Raw genomic sequence first — 18,123 nt, 5'->3', positions numbered from 1 at the left:
GCCAACCGCAAGCCCGGCCCATGGTTCCCGCCCCCGGACACTCCCCCGCCGGCCGGGCGCGCTACGCTACTCGGCCTGCACGGAACTGTGCCTGACCCGTGGCGCCGGGGCGGGCACCTCGCGCGGCACGACGCGCAGCACCGCCCAGCCGGCCAGCCCGGCAAGCAAGGAACCGCCCAGGATGCCGATCTTCACCTGATCCTGCAGCAACGGGTCGCCGGCGAAGGCAAGCAGGCCGATGAACAGGCTCATGGTGAAGCCGATGCCGCAGAGCAGGGACACCCCGGCCAGTTGGGGCCAGCTCGCGCCCATCGGCAGGTCGGCGAGGCCGAGGCGGATGGTCAGCGCCGCACTGCCGAACACCCCGACCAGCTTGCCGAACAGCAGGCCGAGGGCGACCCCCAGGGTGAGATGGTCGAGCAGGACGTCCACGCTCAGGCCGACGAAGGACACCCCGGCATTGGCGAAGCCGAATACCGGCACCACCAGGAAGGCCACCCAATCGTGCAGGGCGTGCTCGAGCCGGTGCAGCGGCGATGTCTCCATCGCGTCCGGGCGGCCTGGCGCGGCGGTCAGCGGGATGGTGAAGGCCAGCACGACCCCGGCGATGGTGGCGTGCACGCCCGAGCGCAGCACGAAGAACCAGAGCGCGCCCCCGAGCAGCAGGTAAGGCAGCAGCCGCCGGACGCCGGACCGGTTCAGCGCGACCAGGGCGAGCACCACGGCGGCGGCGAGGCCCAGATCCGGCAGCGACAGGTCACCGGAGTAGAAGACGGCGATGATGGCGACAGCCCCGAGATCGTCGATGATGGCAAGCGCCGTCAGGAACACCTTGAGCGAGGTCGGCACGCGCGAGCCGAGCAGCGACAGCACGCCGAGCGCGAAGGCAATGTCGGTGGCCGAGGGAATGGCCCAGCCGCGCAACGTCGCCGGGTCGCTCCAGTTGAAGGCGGCATAGATCAGGGCCGGCACCGCCATGCCGCCGAGGGCGGCGATGCCCGGCAGCGCCCGGCGGGGCCAGGTGGCAAGCTGGCCGTCGAGGATCTCCCGCTTGATCTCCAGGCCGACGACCAGGAAGAACACCGCCATCAGGGCGTCGTTGATCCAGTGCTGCACGCTGAGCGGCCCCAGAGAGGCGTGCAGGGTCTCGAAATAGGCGGGGGCGAGGGGCGAATTGGCGACAACCAGGGCCAGCGCCGCCGCCGCCATGAGAACCAGGCCACCCGACGCCTCGTTGTCGAGGAAGTGCCGAAGCATCGACAAGGGACGGTGCGGGCGGGATATCGTACGGGCGTCGGCCATGCCGGTGCCTCTCCTGGCCTGGGGCGGTCTCGGTCCTGCGACACGAGCCGTGCCAGCCGGACACCCGGGGGACACAGGCAACGGTCACGCCGGGCCGTTGCACAACATCCATACCGGGCCGGCAAGCTCTGGCACGACTTCGGCCTCAGCGTCCAGGGTTGATGACATACGTACAAATTCAGCTTTCCGGGAATACTCCTCGCCATTCCCGGTGCCACGGCCCCGCCCGTTCCGCCCGGCCCTGCGCGCAGGACCACGCGGGGACGAAGGCGACGTCAGGACGCCGTGATGACGTCCAGATCCGGTGCGTCTGCCATTGCATCCAACACCGGCAGTACCGATGCCATACGGATGGCAGCAATAAATTCGGGAAAATACTTTTATAATGATTTCGTTATAATCGGCATATACCAAATTTGTCCCACATGCCCATCGCGACATTCATTCAGGCAAATGTAAATCATGGCGCGATAATATAGATATGTAGATAAATTTTATTGCAAACTTACCTATTGCCAATGCATTGTGATTTCATCTTTGCAAATCAAATCCAGGGAGATGTCATGGCCCCCCTTATCCACCCCGGGGAACAGCCGGCCATCGTTCATTTCAACATCGCTTGTACATATCCCACACGAGATAACCGAACAATCCTTGGTAAATAAGAAAGCCAAATTATCCGTATCATTATGCAATCATAATATATGTAACTGCATGTAAATACTCGTGTATTCCAGATCATCGTCAACATATGAAACAATAAGTCAAATTCCTGTTATTCGCGCCGGCGCGGAAACTTACCATGGCCTTGCAACATTTACTCAATACCCTGCCGCAATAGCATCTTTTTTGGGTTGGCATGCACAGCTTTTGCGCGACATCATGTTTACGCATCAGTTCAATGCACGCACCGATGTACAACCGTCTTCTTCGCCGACCTCAGGAAATCGGGAGATAATTGTTGGCCGACCGTGCCGTCACACGTGAGGGAAGCGCGCGCATGCCGATCCCGCTCACGCGTCCCAACCCCGTGCATCTCAGCCGCCTTGGCACAGAACTCGAGCAGATCGACGCGTCCGGAATTTTCTCCAACTACGGGCCGGTCAACGCCCGCTTCGAACACGATATCCTTGCGGCGCAATTCGGCGGAACCGGGTCGGCCCTGACGGTCTGCAACGCCACCATCGGCCTGATGCTCGCCATGCGGCACGCCGTTGGCCCCGTGACGGGGGCGAGGCGCTATGCGCTCATGCCTTCGTTCACCTTCTCCGCCCTCGCGCAGGCGGCCCTCTGGTGCGGCCTGACGCCGTTGCTGTGCGACATCGACGAGGAAACCTGGCTGCCCTCCGCCGTCTCGGAACACCAACTGCTGCGCAAATACGCGGACGAGATCGCCGTCATTGCCCCGTATGCCACCTTCGGCAACGGCCTCAACCTGCGGCGCTATGCCGAACTGTCGCGACGCACCGGCATCCCCGTGGTGGTCGATGCCGCCGCCTCCCTCGGCTCCGCCGATGCCCGGGGCATGGGCTTCGGCACCGGGTTCGCGCACCCGATCGTCTTCTCGATGCATGCGACCAAGGCCTTCGCCACCGCCGAGGGCGGGCTGATCTACTGCGCCAATCCCCAGACCACGCAGACCTTGCGCACGATGGGCAATTTCGGTTTCGGCGTGCCACGTTCGGCCACCATGCCCGGCCTCAATTCGAAGCTGAGCGAGGTCGGCGCGCTGCTCGCGCTCGCCAAGCTGCGCGAGTTCCCGGCCGTGGTGGAGCATCGCATGATGCTCACCGGCCTCTATCGCACATTGCTGCCGGGCTTCACCTTCCAGCGCATGACGCTGCCACGCCATGCGTACCAGTTCATGCCGGTGCTGCTGCCCGCCCATCTCGCCGGCACCCAGGACAGGATCATTGCAGAGCTGCAGCAGCGCGGCATCGGTGCCGCCCATTATTTCTCCCCGCATCTGGCCGAGCAGCCCTTCTTCCGCGAACGCTGCGTGGCAGCGCCGCTGGCCGTCACCGAACGCCTCGCCCTGCGCATGCTGTCGCTGCCGATGTCGGACCTGCTGACCCCCGAGCAGGTCGGCGAGGTCTGCGAGACCCTCGTTGCGATCTGCGAGGAGCTTGCGCCGGTGCGCCGGCATCACCGCCCCGTGGATCTCCCCGATACGGCACGGGCCTGATCCGCCCATCCCGTGATCGCGACGCAAGCACACGCTGCGTCGCGTGACCCGGAACGCCTCACCAAGGACCGCGGCGCGGCAGGATGATCCCCCATTGCCGTCGCCGCCCCAGGATCCCCAAGCATGGCATCGTCTCCCTCCTACGCCGTCCTGTTCAAGGCCTTTTCGTACGACCGCTTCGTCCGGCGCCGACTGGCGGCACTGCGCGAGCGCGTGGGCCACGGACATGTCCATCTCATGATCGACGAAACCCATGGCCGGGTCGGCCGCGTCGACCATCCGATGGTGCTGCGCCACACCGAATCCGACATGACCGCCCGCGGCTATGCCGGGTACCCCGCGGGCAGGCTGTTCTGGTACAATGCCGACTATCCCTTGTACTTCGCCCTCGAGGCCGGGCTCGAGTACGACTATTACGTGATGCTCGAATACGACGCGGTGGCCAACTGCGATCTCGACGCCTTCGTCGCTGCCGCGGCGGCAACGGGCGCCGACTTCATCGGCGAGCCGATGGCTAGGTCCGCCGCCGAGTGGATGTGGCTGGCGTCATGCCGCGACGCCTTCCCCTCCCCCATGGCGGTCCACCCCTATCTCGTCTGCGTCTGCCTGTTCTCGCGCGCCGCCGCCCTGCATCTGCGCACGCGACGGCTGGACCTTTCCGCCCGCCATCGTGCCGGCGAGATCCGCCAGTGGCCGATTTCGGAAGGCTTCATGTCCACCGAGATGATCCATGCCGGCTTCACTGTCCGCAGCCTGTCCGACTATGGCCGCATCCCGCATGTGGCCTGGTGGCCCCCCTACCACGAAGCCATGCTCGGGCGGCTGTCCGAGGACGCCTTCGTGCATCCGGTGCTCAGTGGCTCACGCTACGTCCGCTCGCTGTTCCGCAACGGCCTTCGGCCGGGCCTGACGGCGCAATGGCAGGCCCTGTTCTCGCGACTTCCACCACGGCCCATCGACCTCACCGCCGATACGGTGCACCGGCAACTCACCCGCTCCTGAAGCGGACCTTTGCCCGGCTACCAGGCCAGCACCGTCACGCAGGTATAGCGTCCACACCCCCGGTCGATCCGCAGCCGCGGCCGCGCCTGCGCCAGCAACCCCGGCAGGGACGGCTGATCGACATAATTGGCGATCAGCCAGACCGATTTTCCGTCGCGGATCCGGCGCAGCAGCGCATCGCCGTCGATCGGCGCCACGCCCAGCCGTTGCGCCACCAGCGTGTTCTCGATGGTGCGCGGGCTGCCATTGTCCCAGATGCGCACGCCCCGCAGGCCCGGCGCGTAATAACGCAGGATCACCGGATCCATGCTCGGGCCAAGCACCACGAGATCGGCGCGGCCGAGTTCGGTCCGCAACCCACCCAGCACGTCGCGCCAGGGCTCCTTGGCATCGTCGGCAAAGCCGAGTTGCCAGCCAAGGCCGACGGCGAAGGTCACCGCCGTCACGCCGCCCAGCAACGGCCGCACCGGCGTAGCGGCCAGCAGGCCACGCGCCAGCAGCACGCAAAGCGGGATCGTCAGCCAGCACAGCACCCGCGGCAGCAGGATCGGCCGGGCCAGGCTGGCCGCGATGACCAGGCCGAGAAACAGTGCCGGAATCAGCACCAGCACGCCGAATTCCCGCCGCCCCGGCCGATCCACCCACAGTCCGGCGGCCAGCGCCAGCAGCAGCGCCACCGCCAGCGGCGTGCCCGGAAAACGGGGATCGGTCACCACGCCGCTCACCAGCCCGCTGAGCGCCACGGCGATGTCGCGCAGGCGCAACGGCGCCACCCAGTCGAGCGCCCCCGCCGCATCGCCGCCGGCCAGGGCCAGCGCCACCGGCAACCCCGCCACCGCCACCAGCGAATTGGCACCGAACCACCCGAGCAGGATGCCGCGCCCCGCGGACAGGCCATGCCCCGCGAGCAGCAAGGCCGGCACGGCGAGATTGCAGGCGATCAGCAGGATCGGGAAGGTCGGGTGGCTGTAGATCCCGACCAGCGCGGCCAGTCCGTAGCCCCATAACCAGCCGTGTTTGCGGGGATCGCGGAGCAGGTGCGCGATCGCCAGCAGCACTCCGCCCGCGGGCAGCAGCAGGAAGGCGTAGACCCGCGCTTCCTGCGAGAAATAGATCGCCATCGGCGAGAGCGCGAACAGCAGCATGCCGAGCAGACCCCGCCGCGCATCGCCGAATTCCCGCCCGAGCGCATGGACGATCGGCAGCGCCGCGCAGCCAGCGAGCACCGATGGCGCCCGCAAGGCCGTGGCGCTGTCGCCGAACACTCCGATCCAGACATGCAGAAGCGTGTAATAGAGAGGCGGATTGGGCTCCCGGCGCAGTCCCTCTCCCCACAGGAAGCCGAGCCCGAACAGCTCGGCGTAATAGCGGGAGAACAATTCGTCGTTCCACAGCGACAACCGGTCCAGATGGATGACCCGCAGCGCCACCGCCAGCGCGATGATCAACGCGGCTGCCGCGCCGGCATGCCTGGACCACGCCCGGCTGCCGGCCGGTCCCCCTGGCCGTTGGAGTAATGTCACTGTTCCCGTCTCGTGCCTTTGCCTCTCCTTTTCCCACGCCCGGCGGCCGGTACGAACCACCCTCGGGATAACGTCTCAGCGTGCCGGCGCCGGCCTGGTCACGTCGAACACGCGCACGCCCGTTCCGGCCGGAACGGGGGCACGCCATGGCGCCGCCTGCAGCGTGCGCCGCCCGTCCGCGAGCCCCTGTTCCCAGCGCCGCGACATCGTGCCGCGATCGAACTGGAAATCCTTCTGCGAGCCTTGCGGCACGTCCGGACGATAGATCAGGTGCACGATGTCCATCCGGGCCCGGCAGGACAGCCCGCGCAGGTGCTGCGCCACCGGATCCCGCTGCAGCTTCGCCGGCAGCCGATCGAGGAAGCGCGTCAGTTCCAGGCGCAGGCTCTGCCGCTCCGACGCCGACTTCGTGCCGGCACGGGTACGGCTGGAATAGCGGATGTCCTTCTCGCGCTCGAGCACCTCGTCCAGGGTGGCGGGCCGCGGGCCGCGCGCGGGGAACAGATCGACCTGGAAGATCAGGCTGTCCTCGCGCGGGGCGTCGTCCATCACCACCTGCAACGGGGTGTTGGAAACCAGCCCGCCATCCCAGAATGCCTCGCCCTCGACCTCGACCACGGCAAGCCCCGGCGGCAGCGCGCCGCTCGCCATTACATGTTCCACGCCAAGCCGCATGTGCCGGCTGTCGAAGTTGATCTGGTTGCCGGTCTCGACATTGACCGCGCCGACCGTCAGCCGGGTCGGCCCGCGCGCGATCCGCTCGAAATCGACCAGTTCGGCCAGCGTCCCTTGCAGGGCGCCGGTATCGTAGAAGCTGACCGGCGGCGTGTCGGTGAACCACTCGAAGGGAAGGCGCGGCCGGAAGAAGCCGGGCTGGCCGAACAGCAGGGCGCCGAGCGCGCCGGCCCGTTGCTCCAGCCGCTCCAGCACCGGTGGGCCATGGCGGGGCCACAGCGCCGTCGGCGCGGTGATGCGCAACCAGAATTCCCGCAGCCGCTCCAGCCGCTGCTCCGGCGGGTTGCCGGCGATCAGGCTGCCGTTGACGGCCCCGATCGAAACCCCGGCCACCCAGTCGGGCTGCAACCCGGCTTCGACCAGGGCCTCGAACACGCCGGCCTGATAGGACCCAAGCGCGCCGCCCCCCTGCAACACCAACACCACGCGCCGCCGGTCGTCGCCGTCGGGCTGATCCCCGGTCGCCGTCATGCCCTCTCCCGCCTCCCCGGCCCATCCACTGCCGTTTAAGCCAGCGCCGGAAACGAAGTTCCACCCCCCACTGAACGGTACCGAGGGAACCCGGAGACGCCATCACCGTATGCGCCTCCCATCAAGGGAAGGAGGATTCGAAACCCATGCGCACCAGCATTGCCGCACTTCTGGCGGGCGGCGCGGTGGCGACCGCGACCGTGCTCGGCGGCCGTTACAGCCCCGGACCGCAACGCCCCGCGACCGCCCGCTGGTATGCGGCGCTCGACAAGCCGTCCTGGACCCCCTCGGGCGCCACCATCGGCACGGTCTGGTCGGTGGTGAATACCTGCCTGACCGTGGCCGGCACGCGGCTGCTCATTGCCCGGCCGAGCCCGCAGCGTGGCCAGGCGCTGGCACTGTGGGGCTTCAACGTCGCCTCGATCTGGGCCTGGCAGAGCGTGTTCTTCGGCGCCCGCAGGCTTGGCGCCAGCGCGGCCTACAACGCCGCGATGATCGGTACCGGGGTCGCCTATGTCGCGGCGGCGCGGCGGGTGGACGGGCTGGCCGCCGCCGCGGGCGTGCCCTATCCGAGCTGGGTCAGCATCGCCGGCCTGCTCGCCACCCAAATCTGGCAACGCAACCGCAACAGATCCCTGCCGGCCATGGCGGGGAGGGAAACGCCTCTCGACGCCGTGCTGGCGCGGAAGCTCTCGCCCCCCGGCCCGGTCGAGGCTACTCGTCGCCTGGCCGCCCGCGTAGCCGCTTGACCTCGCCGCGGCGGCTCTTGCCCTCGATCCGCCGCAGCTTCGATCCGAGCGTCGGCTTGGTCGCCCGGCGCGGCGGCGGCGGGGGCACCGCCGCCGCGCGGATCAGCTCCAGCAGCCGTTCCAGCGCATCCTCGCGGTTGCGCGGCTGGGTGCGATGGCGTTGCGCCGTGATCACCAGCACGCCGTCCTGCGTCATCCGCCGTCCCGCCAGCCGCTCCAGCCGCTCGCGTACCGCTTCGGGCAGGCTGGGCGAGTGGCGCACGTCGAAGCGTAGCTGCACCGCCGTCTCGACCTTCTGGATGTTCTGGCCGCCCGCGCCCGAGGCCCGCAGGAAACTCTCCTGCAGCTCGGCCTCGTCGATCGCGATATTGCGCGTCACCTGAATCATCGCCGCCCCTGCTGTCCTGGCCGTTGAGCAGCAACGCCGCCATGGAAACGCGCTTCGCTCCAGTCCGTGAGATGCCACAGCTCGCCGTCCGGCGCGACGGTTTCGTTTCGCGCCGCCCTACCCGCGTCGCCGCGCATCCAGGCTCCACGGCCCCGGCCCGGCGAACACCAGATAGAGGAACACGAAGCAGAACAGCACGGCCGCGTCGCCCCCGTTCAGCGCCGGGAAGAAGGACCGGGGGGCATGCGCCGTCCAGTAGCCCACCGCCATCTCCCCCGAGAGCAGGAACGCCACCGGCCGCGTGAACAGCCCGAGGGTCAGCAGGATCCCGCCGAACAGCTCGCCGAGGCCGCCCCACCAGGACAGCGAATACTCCGGCGGCAAGGCCGGCAGGGTCGGGAAGCCCAGGAACTTGCCGGTCCCGTGCTCGAGGAACAGCAAGGCCGAAACGATGCGCAGGACGCTCAGCATCCGAGGCGCGACAGCGGTCAGAAGATCCGACATGCGAGGCTCCGGCGATGTGAGGGAAGGGGCGCACCGATCATGCCGCCATGCCGGGCCGCCCGCCCAGCCCACCCCGCCTTTTTGTGTCCCGCCCGGCATGGACCCGGGGCGCAATGGCTGCTATCGGGCAAACAATATCGTGATGCGCCCGCAGCCGCCCCCCCTCCGGCTCCCGCGCGAGTTCAGCATTGCGCTGCAAGAGCAACCTTTCGTAGCATCTGCCTGCATCCGCACGGCCCCGTTTGCGGCATACTGGCATCACCGGCAGATATGGGCCGGTGCGGGAAAGTCGGACATGTCCGCGGCCTTGGACACACACGCCAACAACGGTACGAACGTCGCACTCCGCGCCAGCCTCGCCGGCCTGAGCTGGCTCAATTTCCTGGTCGCGCTGATGCAGACCGGGTTCGGTGCCTTCCTCGCGGTCTACCTGACCACCCATGGCTGGAGCGCCACCGCCATGGGCCTCGCGCTCAGCGTCGGCACGGTCGCCGCCATGGTCAGCCAGGTGCCGGCCGGCCTGCTGGTCGACTGGGTCCCGAACAAGCGCGTGCTGGTCGCCGGTGCGATCCTCACCGTCACCGGCGCCGCCCTGCTGATCGCCGGGGTTCCGCTGGCCCTGCCGGTGTTCACCGCCCAGGTGCTGCAGGGCGCGGCCGGCAGCGTGCTGGGCCCGGCCATCGCCGCGCTCACCCTGGCGCTGTCGCGCCAGCACATGCTCGGCGAGCGGCTGGGCCGCAACGTGCGCTTCGCCGCCATGGGCTCGGCGGTGGCGGCCGGCATCATGGGCGCGGTCGGGCTGTGGTTTTCCGGGCAGGCCATGTTTCTGCTCGCCGCCGCCTCCGGCCCTGCCGCCGTGCTGGCCGTCATGATGATCCGCCGCGCCGACCTCGAGGCCGCGCCCGCCCGCACCACCCACCGTGGCGCACTGCCGCGCCGCGCCCGCACCGAACCGCCGGTCCCGGTGCGGCAGGTCGTCCTGGATCCCTGCCTGCTCGCCTTCGCCGGCTGCATGGCCCTGTTCCAGCTCGGCAACGCCGCGCTGCTGCCGCTGGCCGCGAGCGCGATCACCCGTGCCCCGGGTGCCGTGTTCCAGGTCGTCGTCTCGGCCAGCGACGCGTCCTGGTCGCCGCTGGTGCTGACCGCCCGCCTCTCCGAACTGGTCGTGCCCGCCTCGATCATCCTGCCGCAATTGCTGGCGGCGATGCTGTCGCCGCAACTCGGCCGGCTGGCCCACCACTGGGCCCGCCGCCCGGTGCTGCTGCTGGGCGTGGCCGTCCTGCCGCTGCGCGCCGTCCTGCTCGCCCTCGACGGCGCGCCCGAGCTGATGGTCTGCTACCACGCCTTGGACGGCATCGCCGCCGCCGTGATCGGGGTGATGATCCCGCTGGTGGTAGCCGACATCACCCATGCCCATGGCCGGTTCAACCTTGCCCTGGGCGTGGTAGGGCTGGCGGCCAGCCTGGGCGGGGCGGCCAGCACCGCGATCGGCGGCACGCTGGCGGATCATTTCGGGGAAGCGACGGCGTTCTTCTGCCTGGCCGGCGTCGGCGTGCTGGCCTGCCTCGCGGTCATGTTCCTGCTGCCCGAGACCCATCCCGAACCGAAGCCGCTGCGCCAACGCCGCCCGGCCTGACGCCGCGCAGCGCGATTGGGGTGCAGGGGCCTTGTGGCCCCTGCCGGGTCAAGGGCGGAGCCCTTGCCTTAACTTACACTTACGCGGCCGAAGCAATCGGCAGCTCCGGCAGAACCAGCATGTGCACCGCCCCCGCCGGCAAAGTCCGCGCCAGTGCCTGCACATGCGGATGATGCGTCAGCACCACCACCTGCACCACGGACGACAGATCCAGCAGCGCCCGCAACCCGGCGGTGGCGCGGGCATCGTCGAAGGTCTGCAGGATGTCGTCGGCGATGAAGGGCAAGGCCGGGTTGGCCTGCGCATAGGCTTCCAGCGCGACGATGCGCAGTGCCAGGAACAACTGGTCGCGCGTGCCCTCCGACAACTCCGCCACCGTCTTGCGCGCCCGCCCGTCCGGCTCCAGCGCCATCAGCACCTGGTCGGCGCCGTCATCCTCCACCGCCACGCCCGCCTGCCCGCCGCCGGTCAGAGCCCGGAACACCTCGCCAATCCGCGCGACGGTGCCCGACCCCGCCTCCGCCCGCTCGGCGTCCAGCGCAGCCCGCAGCAGGCTGGCGGCGGCATGCAGCACCAATGCTTCCTCGCTGTGGCGCGACAGCGCGGCCAGCGCCGCTTCCCGCCGTGCCGCCGCGGCCGCGGCGTCCTCGCCCTGGCCGGCCCGGTCGCGGGCCTCCGCCGCGCTGCGCGCCTCGGCCGAGGCCGCTTCGATCAGCCGGGCAAGCTCTTCCAGGCGCTCGCCCAGCCGGGTGAATTCCGCCTCGTCGACCCCGGCCGAGCTCGCCGCCGCCAGGGCATCGAGCGCCGCCTCGGTCATGCCGCCGCCCAGCGCCAGGATCTGGCCACGCGCCTCCGCCAGCCCCGCCTCGGCCTCGGCGACACGGGCGATGCGGCGCAACTGCGCCTCGGCGGCTTCGTCGTCCTCCACCCGCAGCGCCGCCCGTAACGCCGCCAGCGCCTCGGCGGCCAGCCGCGCCTCGGCGGACGCGGCCACCGCCCGCGCCTCCGCCTCGTCGCGGGCCCGGGTCAGCGCCTGCAGCCGTGCCGCCTCCGCCCGCTGCGCCTTCAGCGCCGCCTCCAGCCGCGCCGCCGCCTGCTGCGGCGGCAACTCGCCCAGCCCGGGCGCCACCTGGGCGCACAGCGCCGCCATGCGCGCCGAAAAGGCTTCGAGCGTTGCCTGCATGTCACGCACCCGCGCCCCGTCGCGCGCCGCAACGGCTTCGTGGCCGCGCAGCTCGTCCATCAACGCCAGCGCCGCGCCACTTGCCTCCGGCGCCTCCTCCGCCGGCCGCGCCAGCGCCGCCGCGACCTCGCTCCAGGCCGCGGTCCAGGCGGCCAGCGCCGCCCGGGCCCGCTCCGCCGCCGCCTGTCGCTCGGCGGAGTCATGAGTGGCACGACGCAACTCGGCCTCCGCCGCCTTGCGGGCGGCCACGGCCTCGCGCGCGGTGATGATGCGCGCCTCCGCCAGTTCCAGCAGCGCAGGCAGGCCGCCCTCCGGCACCCCCAGCGTCACCGCCAGCCGCCATGCTGCCTCGGTCAGCGCCGCCGCCGCGGCGGCTTCCTCGGCGCGCGCCCGGTCCAGCTCCACGGCCCGGTCGAGCGCCGCCCCGCGCGCCGCCAGGAAACTCCGCAGCGCGGCCGGCAGCATGTCGCCCGGCGCCCCGGCCGCCTCGGCCAGCGCCGCGAGCGCCGCCCGGGCCCGCGACAACGCCGCCGCGCTGCCCTCGCCGGCCGCCTGCGCCACGTCGCACTGCGCCACCAGGACCTGAATCCGATGGTGCAACGCCTCCGCCCGCGCGGCCTCGGCGGCGTGCGCCAGCAGCGCATCCGCCACCGCATCGGCCGCCCGCAAGGCCCGCTCGAACGCCACCGCCGCCCCGGCCCCGCCGCCCGCGCAGACCCGGTCCCACAGCTCATCGCGCGCCGCCCGCGCCTCGGCCAGCGCGCCCGGCGCCGGCAACGCCGCCTCGCGCCGTAGCCGCTCCAGCTCGGCGCGGGACGCCTCCAGCTCATGCCCGAGCCGGTCCCGCTCGCGCAGGGCATCCCGGTGCGCGGCTTCGGCCTCGCCCAGCGCCGCTTCGCGCGCCGCCAGCACCGCATCCGCCGGTGCTTGCGTCGCCGCCAGCGCCGCCCGCGTCAACGCCCGGTCAGGCAAGCGCGCCAGCGCCCGGGCCAGCTCCGCCTCGGCCTCGCGGACCGCGCGCTGCGCCGCCTCCAGCCGCGCCGGCGCACCCATGCCACGGATCTCGCGCACCATGGCGGCCAGCGCCCCGATCTCCTCGGCCTCCGGCAAGGCCGCCAGCTCGGCGCGCGCGCGCGCCAGCAACGCCCCCGCCGCCAGCGCTTCCCGCTCCGCCGTTTCCGCCATCGCGCGCAGCCCGGCCAGCGCCGCCAGCCGCTCGCGCGCGGCCCGCACCGCCGGCAAGGGTGGGACGGCCACGGCCGCGTCCCAGCCCAGCTCGTGGCGCAGCCGGGCCGCTTCCCGCTCCGCCTCGCGGCAGGATGCCTCCACCTCCGGCAGGTCGCGCGCGGCGTTGCGCGCGGTCACCGCCTCGCGCAGCACCGCCTCGACCGGCCCGGCGGCGTCCAGCAACGTGGTGTCAGGCGCCGCGGTGGCCAGGGTCGCCGCCACCGCCGCCGCCTGCTCCGCCGCATTCGCGGCCGCTGCCGCCGCGGCCGTATGGGTTTCCAGTGCCCGACGCCAGCGCGCCTCGAAGCCGGCTTCGAGGCGCGGCACCTCGCCCGCTTCCGCCAGCACCGCGACCGCCGCGTCGCGCCGCCCCAGCCAGGGACGCACCGCCCGCAGCGCCGCCAGTTGTGCCCGCGCCGCCTCGACCTCCCCGCGCTCGCGCCGCAGCGCCGCCAGCGTCTCCGCCGCTTCCGCCGCCCGCTTTTCCAGCGCCAGGAACGCTTCCGGTCGCAACGCCGCCTGCCCGAGCGCCCGCTGCGCATCGGTGGCCTCGGCCGCCGCCGCCCAGATCGGCTGCGAGACATGGCGCCGCTCGGCCCGGCCGATGGCGTCCCGCTCCTGGCACAACCCTTCCAGCAGGCGCTGCACCCGGCCGAGCCCGCCGCTGCCGGCCAGCAGCATCTGCCCGAGTCGCCCGGAAGAGCGGCACAGCTCCTCGCCGCCCTCGCGCAGCAACCGGCTGTCGAGCCCGAACAGATCCTCGAACAGGCGGCGGTCGGCGCTGCCAAGCAACAGCCGCAGCGCCTCCGGCGGCACCGGCGCGGTGCCATCCGACAACGTGTTGCCCCGCCCCTTGCGGCGCACCAGCGTCAGCCCGGCCCCGTCCTGGCGAAGCTGCGCGGTGAGGCGCATGTTCTGGGTGCCGTACAGCCAGGACATCGGCGAGCGTTCGGGGATATCGAACAGCAGGTCGCCGAAGGCCCGCCGCAGCACCGACTTGCCCGCGCCGTTGGGAGCGACCAGCAGGTTGATGCGTCCGGGCGTCGGATCGAGCAGGATCTCCTGGCGCTGGAACGGCCCGTAGCTCTCCAGCAGCAGCGAGGTCAGGCGCATCAGCCCTCCTCCAGCCGGGCCAGCAGCAGGTCGCGCGCCCGCGCCAGCACCTGTGCCGGATCGTGCAGCGGGTGCTCCGGCGGCAGCGTCCCCGGCGGCAGCCGCCCGAGCAACTGCGCCGGCCATTCCGCCAGCAGCGCCTCCGGCGGCGCCTCGGCCAGGGTGGCGATGCGCCGCGCCAGCGCCCCCAGCGCGTCGCCGCGCGCCGCCAGTGCCGCCGGCCGTGCCGGACGCGTGCGAATTTCCACCCCCTCGATCCAGAACAGCGCCGAGAGCATGCGGGCCTCGTTGACCAGCTTCTCCCGCAGCCCCGCCAGCGCGCCGTGCAAAATGGTCGCTCCGGTCAGCGTCACCCGCGCCGCCAGCCCGCGCCCGCCAGCCGCGTCCAGCGCCACCCCCAGCCGGGTGGCGATCTCGGCCAGCGCCGCTTCCTCGGTTTCCAGGCCGGTGAGATCGACGCTCAGCCGTGCCCAGCGGAAATCGTCCAATGCCCGGTGCTCGGCCGCGACCACGCGGCCCTCGGCCACCGTCACCAGCGTGGCGCCCTTGGCGCCGGTTTCGTTGACGTGCCGTCCCTGCAGGTTGCCGGGAAAGACGATCCAGGGATTTTCGCAGACCACCTCGCGCGCATGAATGTGGCCGAGCGCCCAGTATTCATAGCCATGCGCCGTCAGCTCGGCCCGGGTGCAGGGCGCATAGCGCGGATGCGGCCCGCCGACCTGCTCCAGGCAGGTGTGCAGCAGGCCGATGTTCACCAGCCCCGCCACCGGTTTCGGATAGGCGCGCATCAGGTTGTCGGTAACGTCCTGGGCGGCGAAGCTCTGGCCGTGCACGGCGATGCCGAGATCGGGCAGCTCCACCGTCTCCGGCCGCCGCGCCGGCAGCAGGCGCACGCCATCGGGCAGGCGCAGCGAGCGGGTGATGCGGTTCTGGGCATCGTGGTTGCCGCGGATGGCGAAGACGCGCTTGCCCGCCCGGGCCAGCCGCGCCATCTGGTGGCCGAAGAACAGCCCGGTGCCGTAGTCGGGCCAGTCGCCGTCATAGATGTCGCCCGCGATCAGCACGAAGGCGACGTCCTCGACCAGGGCAAGATCGACCAGCCGTTCCAGCGCCCGCCGGGTCGCGCCGCGGATCTGCTCGACCGGGGCGCCCGGATCGGCTTCAAGGCCGCGCAGCGGACTGTCCAGGTGCAGATCCGCCGCGTGCAGGAAGCGGATGGTCGTCAAATGCGCTCCTCCCGCCATCGCCGCCAGCCCGCCGCGCGCAGCTCGCAGGCCGGGCAGGTTCCGCAGCCATAGCCCCATTCGTGCCGATTCGCGCGATTGCCCAGGTAACAACTATGGCTGTGCTCGACGATCAGCTCGACCAGCGGCGGCCCGGCCAGTTCCTCGGCCAGCGCCCAGGTGGCAGCCTTGTCCACCCACATTAGCGGCGTCTCCAGCACGAAGCGCCGCTCCAGCCCCAGGTTGAGCGCGAGCTGCATGGCCTTGATGGTGTCGTCGCGGCAATCGGGGTAGCCGGAATAGTCGGTCTCGCACACCCCGGCCACGATCCGGCGCAGGCCGCGCCGGTACGCCAGCGCCGCAGCATAGGCGAGGAAAACCAGGTTGCGCCCCGGCACGAAGGTGCTCGGCAGCCCCGCCTCGGTCATGCGGATCTCGGTCTCGGTGGTCAGCGCGGTGGCGCCGATCGCGGCCAGCGAGGCGCCGAGATCGATCACGTGGTCGGGCCCGAGCCGGCCCGACCAGTCCTGCAGCCCGGCCACTCCCGCGCGCAGCGGCGCCCGGCAGTCGAGTTCCACGGCGTGGCGCTGGCCATAGGCGAAGCCGATCGTCTCCACCCGGGGATAGCGGGCCAGCGCCCAGGCCAGGCAGGTCGTCGAATCCTGCCCGCCCGAGAACAGCACCAGCGCGGCGTCCCGGGCGGCATCCTGATGGGCCATCACACCCCTCCTGCAAATGCGGCTTCGTCGCGACGCCGCGCGGGCCTATGCTGGCCGGATGGACCTCGATTTCAACGAAGAAGAGATCCGCCGCTACTCCCGGCACATCCTGCTGGCCGAGGTCGGCGGCACCGGACAGGCGAAGCTCAGGGCGGCGCGGGTGCTGGTGGTCGGCGCGGGCGGGCTGGGCAGCCCGCTGATGATGTACCTGGCCGCGGCCGGCATCGGCCGCATCGGCGTGGTGGACGACGACGTGCTGGAGGTGTCGAACCTGCAGCGCCAGATCGCCCATGCCACCGACCGGCTGGGCATGCCCAAGGTAGAATCGGCGGCACTGGCCGCGCGGGCGATCAACCCGAACGTGGAGGTGGTGCCGCATCGCACCCGGCTCGGCCCGGACAACGTGCTGGAGCTGATCGCCGGCTACGACCTGGTGTGCGACGGCACCGACAATTTCGCCACCCGCTTCCTGCTCTCGGATGCCTGCGTGCTGGCGCGCAAGACCCTGGTCTCGGCCGCGGTGCTGCGCTTCGAGGGCCAGCTTTCGGTGTTCAAGCCGCATGCGGGCGGCCCCTGCTATCGCTGCCTCTACCCGGAACCGCCGCCGGCCGGGCTGGTGCCGACCTGCAGCGAGGCCGGCGTGCTCGGCGCCGTCACCGGGGTGATGGGCACGCTGCAGGCGACCGAGGTGCTGAAGGAAATCCTCGGCATCGGCGAGACGCTGGCCGGGCGCCTGCTGGTCTGGGATGCGCTGGACACCCGCTTCCGCACCGTCCGGCTGCGCCCCGACCCCGCCTGCACGGCCTGCGGGCCGAACGCGACGCTGCACGATCTGTCCGCTCACGCCACCACGGAGGGCCCTGCCTGTGCCATCTGAAACACTCGGCATCCTGCTGATCTCCGGCACGCACGAGCGCGCGCATTATGCCTTCGTGCTGGCCGCCGGCGCCGCCTCGCTGGGGCGGCAGGTGGTGCTGTTCGCCACCAACGAGGGCTGCCGCGCCCTGTGCGCCGACTGGTCGGGACTGGCGGATGCCGGGCGCGACGCCGGCGTGCGCGCCCACGGCATCGCCGGCATCGGCGACCTGCGGGAATCCGCGACCCAGCTCGGCGCCCGCCTGATCGCCTGCGAGGCCGGGCTGCGCATGGCCGGAATCGCCCCCCAGGCGCTGCTGAAAGGGGTCGAGGTCGCTGGCGTCGCCACCTTCCTCGGGGCCGCGAAGGGCCAGGTGATCACGCTCTGAGTTTCAGGGCTTGACCGGATGCGGCCCGGATTGGCACGCATGGTTGCATGACGGAGTCGCAAGGACGATTGGGACTGGTTCTGGCGGGGCTGCTGGCCGTTTCGACGGCCGCGGCACAGGTGCCGGCGCCCTCGCCCGAGAGCACGCCGCGCCAGCCGGGCAGGACCGTTGCCCCCACCGCGCCGCCCCCCCCGCAGGCCGCCCCTCGCCCCCCGGGGCAGCAGGGCGGCCCGCCGCGGCCGGGCCAGGCGAAGGCCCCGCCGGTGGTCACCCCCCCCGCCTCCGGGCATGCACAGAAGCCCGGACGTGCCGGGGCGAAGGCCGGGGCAGCGGCCGCGGCGGGTGCCGCCGCAGGGGTTGCCGCGGGGGCGGCAGGGGCCGCGGCCGACCCCTCGCCCGAGGAGGACATCCCGCTGCCCGAGCCGCCCCGGGTGGCCCCCGATCCCAGCAAGGGCCCGGTCACCGGGCTGGCGATCCCCCGCTGGGCCAGCCTGCGTTCCGACGAAATCAATCTGCGCTCCGGGCCTGGCACCCGCTACCCGATCGAATGGGTGTACCGCCGTCGCGACCTGCCGGTGCAGATCGAGCGTGAATTCGATGTCTGGCGTCTGATCGAGGACCAGGAGGGGGTGAAGGGCTGGGTCCACACCGCCAACCTGACAGGACGCCGCAGCTTCATGGTGAAGACCGAGCAGGTGATGCGCCGCTCGGCCTCGGAGGACGCGAACCCGGTTGCCGTGCTGAAGCCGGGCGTGGTCGGCCGCCTGCGCAACTGCGAGGCGAAGGCCACCTGGTGCGAGGCACAGGTCGGCGAATATCGCGGCTTCCTGCGTCGCGAGACGCTGTACGGCATCTACCCGGAAGAAACAGTCAATTAGAGTCGCACCGGCTGGTCCTGCCTGCCCCCGCCAGCTGGCGG

The 18,123-nt window shown here is 71.2% G+C and carries 15 protein-coding genes; 7 read left to right on the top strand and 8 right to left on the bottom strand.

Features of this window, described 5'->3' with window-relative positions; all coding sequences use genetic code 11:
- Window positions 1–66: 66 nt before the first annotated feature.
- Entirely contained in the window at window positions 67–1,302 is a 1,236-nt protein-coding gene (gene nhaA / locus NBY65_RS12045) for a Na+/H+ antiporter NhaA (RefSeq protein WP_150041477.1), read from the bottom strand.
- Between the two features lie 1,000 nt (window positions 1,303–2,302).
- Here nhaA and NBY65_RS12040 point away from each other — a divergent pair.
- On the top strand, window positions 2,303–3,487 hold the full coding sequence (locus tag NBY65_RS12040; protein WP_150041476.1) for a DegT/DnrJ/EryC1/StrS family aminotransferase: 1,185 nt from the start codon (window positions 2,303–2,305) through the stop codon (window positions 3,485–3,487).
- Between the two features lie 123 nt (window positions 3,488–3,610).
- Window positions 3,611–4,489 carry a hypothetical protein gene (locus NBY65_RS12035; protein ID WP_150041475.1) on the top strand — a complete coding sequence of 293 codons (879 nt, stop codon included), beginning with the start codon at window positions 3,611–3,613 and terminating at the stop codon, window positions 4,487–4,489.
- Between the two features lie 17 nt (window positions 4,490–4,506).
- Here the strand turns inward: NBY65_RS12035 and NBY65_RS12030 are convergent, their stop codons facing one another.
- Together NBY65_RS12030 and NBY65_RS12025 are read right to left on the bottom strand one after the other, a co-directional pair.
- Window positions 4,507–5,937, bottom strand: a complete 1,431-nt coding sequence (locus tag NBY65_RS12030) for a glycosyltransferase family 39 protein (RefSeq protein WP_150041474.1) — start codon at window positions 5,935–5,937, stop codon at window positions 4,507–4,509.
- 150 nt (window positions 5,938–6,087) lie between these two features.
- The gene (locus tag NBY65_RS12025; protein WP_150041473.1) at window positions 6,088–7,218 is read right to left on the bottom strand and encodes a patatin-like phospholipase family protein; all 1,131 of its coding nucleotides are present in this window, start codon (window positions 7,216–7,218) and stop codon (window positions 6,088–6,090) included.
- A 146-nt stretch (window positions 7,219–7,364) separates the two neighbouring features.
- On the opposite strand from NBY65_RS12025, the gene NBY65_RS12020 reads away from it, so the two are divergent.
- Entirely contained in the window at window positions 7,365–7,967 is a 603-nt protein-coding gene (locus NBY65_RS12020) for a TspO/MBR family protein (RefSeq protein WP_150041472.1), read from the top strand.
- On the opposite strand, the gene arfB is transcribed toward NBY65_RS12020, so the two are convergent.
- On the bottom strand, window positions 7,933–8,355 hold the full coding sequence (gene arfB / locus NBY65_RS12015; RefSeq protein ID WP_150041471.1) for an alternative ribosome rescue aminoacyl-tRNA hydrolase ArfB: 423 nt from the start codon (window positions 8,353–8,355) through the stop codon (window positions 7,933–7,935). The two genes, NBY65_RS12020 and arfB, sit on opposite strands and share 35 nt — an antisense overlap.
- Before the next feature lie 117 nt (window positions 8,356–8,472).
- Window positions 8,473–8,859, bottom strand: coding sequence for a DoxX family protein (locus NBY65_RS12010; RefSeq protein WP_150041470.1), 387 nt, complete (start codon window positions 8,857–8,859; stop codon window positions 8,473–8,475).
- 295 nt (window positions 8,860–9,154) lie between these two features.
- Here NBY65_RS12010 and NBY65_RS12005 point away from each other — a divergent pair, with 295 nt between their 5' ends.
- Window positions 9,155–10,495 carry an MFS transporter gene (locus tag NBY65_RS12005; protein ID WP_162530593.1) on the top strand — a complete coding sequence of 447 codons (1,341 nt, stop codon included), beginning with the start codon at window positions 9,155–9,157 and terminating at the stop codon, window positions 10,493–10,495.
- 79 nt (window positions 10,496–10,574) lie between these two features.
- Here NBY65_RS12005 and NBY65_RS33790 read toward each other — a convergent pair whose 3' ends face one another.
- The 3 genes from NBY65_RS33790 to queC are packed head-to-tail and all read right to left on the bottom strand — an operon-like array spanning window position 10,575 to window position 15,960.
- Window positions 10,575–14,018, bottom strand: a complete 3,444-nt coding sequence (locus tag NBY65_RS33790) for an AAA family ATPase (protein WP_162530592.1) — start codon at window positions 14,016–14,018, stop codon at window positions 10,575–10,577.
- Entirely contained in the window at window positions 14,018–15,244 is a 1,227-nt protein-coding gene (locus tag NBY65_RS11995) for a metallophosphoesterase family protein (RefSeq protein WP_162530591.1), read from the bottom strand. Before NBY65_RS11995 ends, NBY65_RS33790 begins: the two co-directional genes overlap by 1 nt.
- Window positions 15,241–15,960, bottom strand: a complete 720-nt coding sequence (queC, locus tag NBY65_RS11990; protein ID WP_150041466.1) for a 7-cyano-7-deazaguanine synthase QueC — start codon at window positions 15,958–15,960, stop codon at window positions 15,241–15,243. Before queC ends, NBY65_RS11995 begins: the two co-directional genes overlap by 4 nt.
- Before the next feature lie 58 nt (window positions 15,961–16,018).
- On the opposite strand from queC, the gene NBY65_RS11985 reads away from it, so the two are divergent.
- Genes NBY65_RS11985 through NBY65_RS11975 form a run of 3 tightly spaced genes read left to right on the top strand, consistent with a single transcriptional unit; the run spans window position 16,019 to window position 18,082 of the window.
- Window positions 16,019–16,837 (top strand): HesA/MoeB/ThiF family protein, encoded by an 819-nt coding sequence (locus NBY65_RS11985; protein ID WP_150041465.1) that lies wholly within the window; start codon window positions 16,019–16,021, stop codon window positions 16,835–16,837.
- On the top strand, window positions 16,827–17,204 hold the full coding sequence (locus NBY65_RS11980; protein WP_239002824.1) for a DsrE/DsrF/DrsH-like family protein: 378 nt from the start codon (window positions 16,827–16,829) through the stop codon (window positions 17,202–17,204). Before NBY65_RS11985 ends, NBY65_RS11980 begins: the two co-directional genes overlap by 11 nt.
- 47 nt (window positions 17,205–17,251) lie before the next feature.
- Window positions 17,252–18,082 carry an SH3 domain-containing protein gene (locus NBY65_RS11975; protein WP_150041464.1) on the top strand — a complete coding sequence of 277 codons (831 nt, stop codon included), beginning with the start codon at window positions 17,252–17,254 and terminating at the stop codon, window positions 18,080–18,082.
- Window positions 18,083–18,123: the final 41 nt, after the last annotated feature.

The organism is Rhodovastum atsumiense (assembly GCF_937425535.1).
In the GTDB taxonomy this organism is placed as follows: Bacteria; Pseudomonadota; Alphaproteobacteria; order Acetobacterales; family Acetobacteraceae; genus Rhodovastum; species Rhodovastum atsumiense.
The sequence above is the reverse complement of the archived record's forward strand: the minus strand, read 5'-3'. Positions and strand labels throughout refer to the sequence as shown.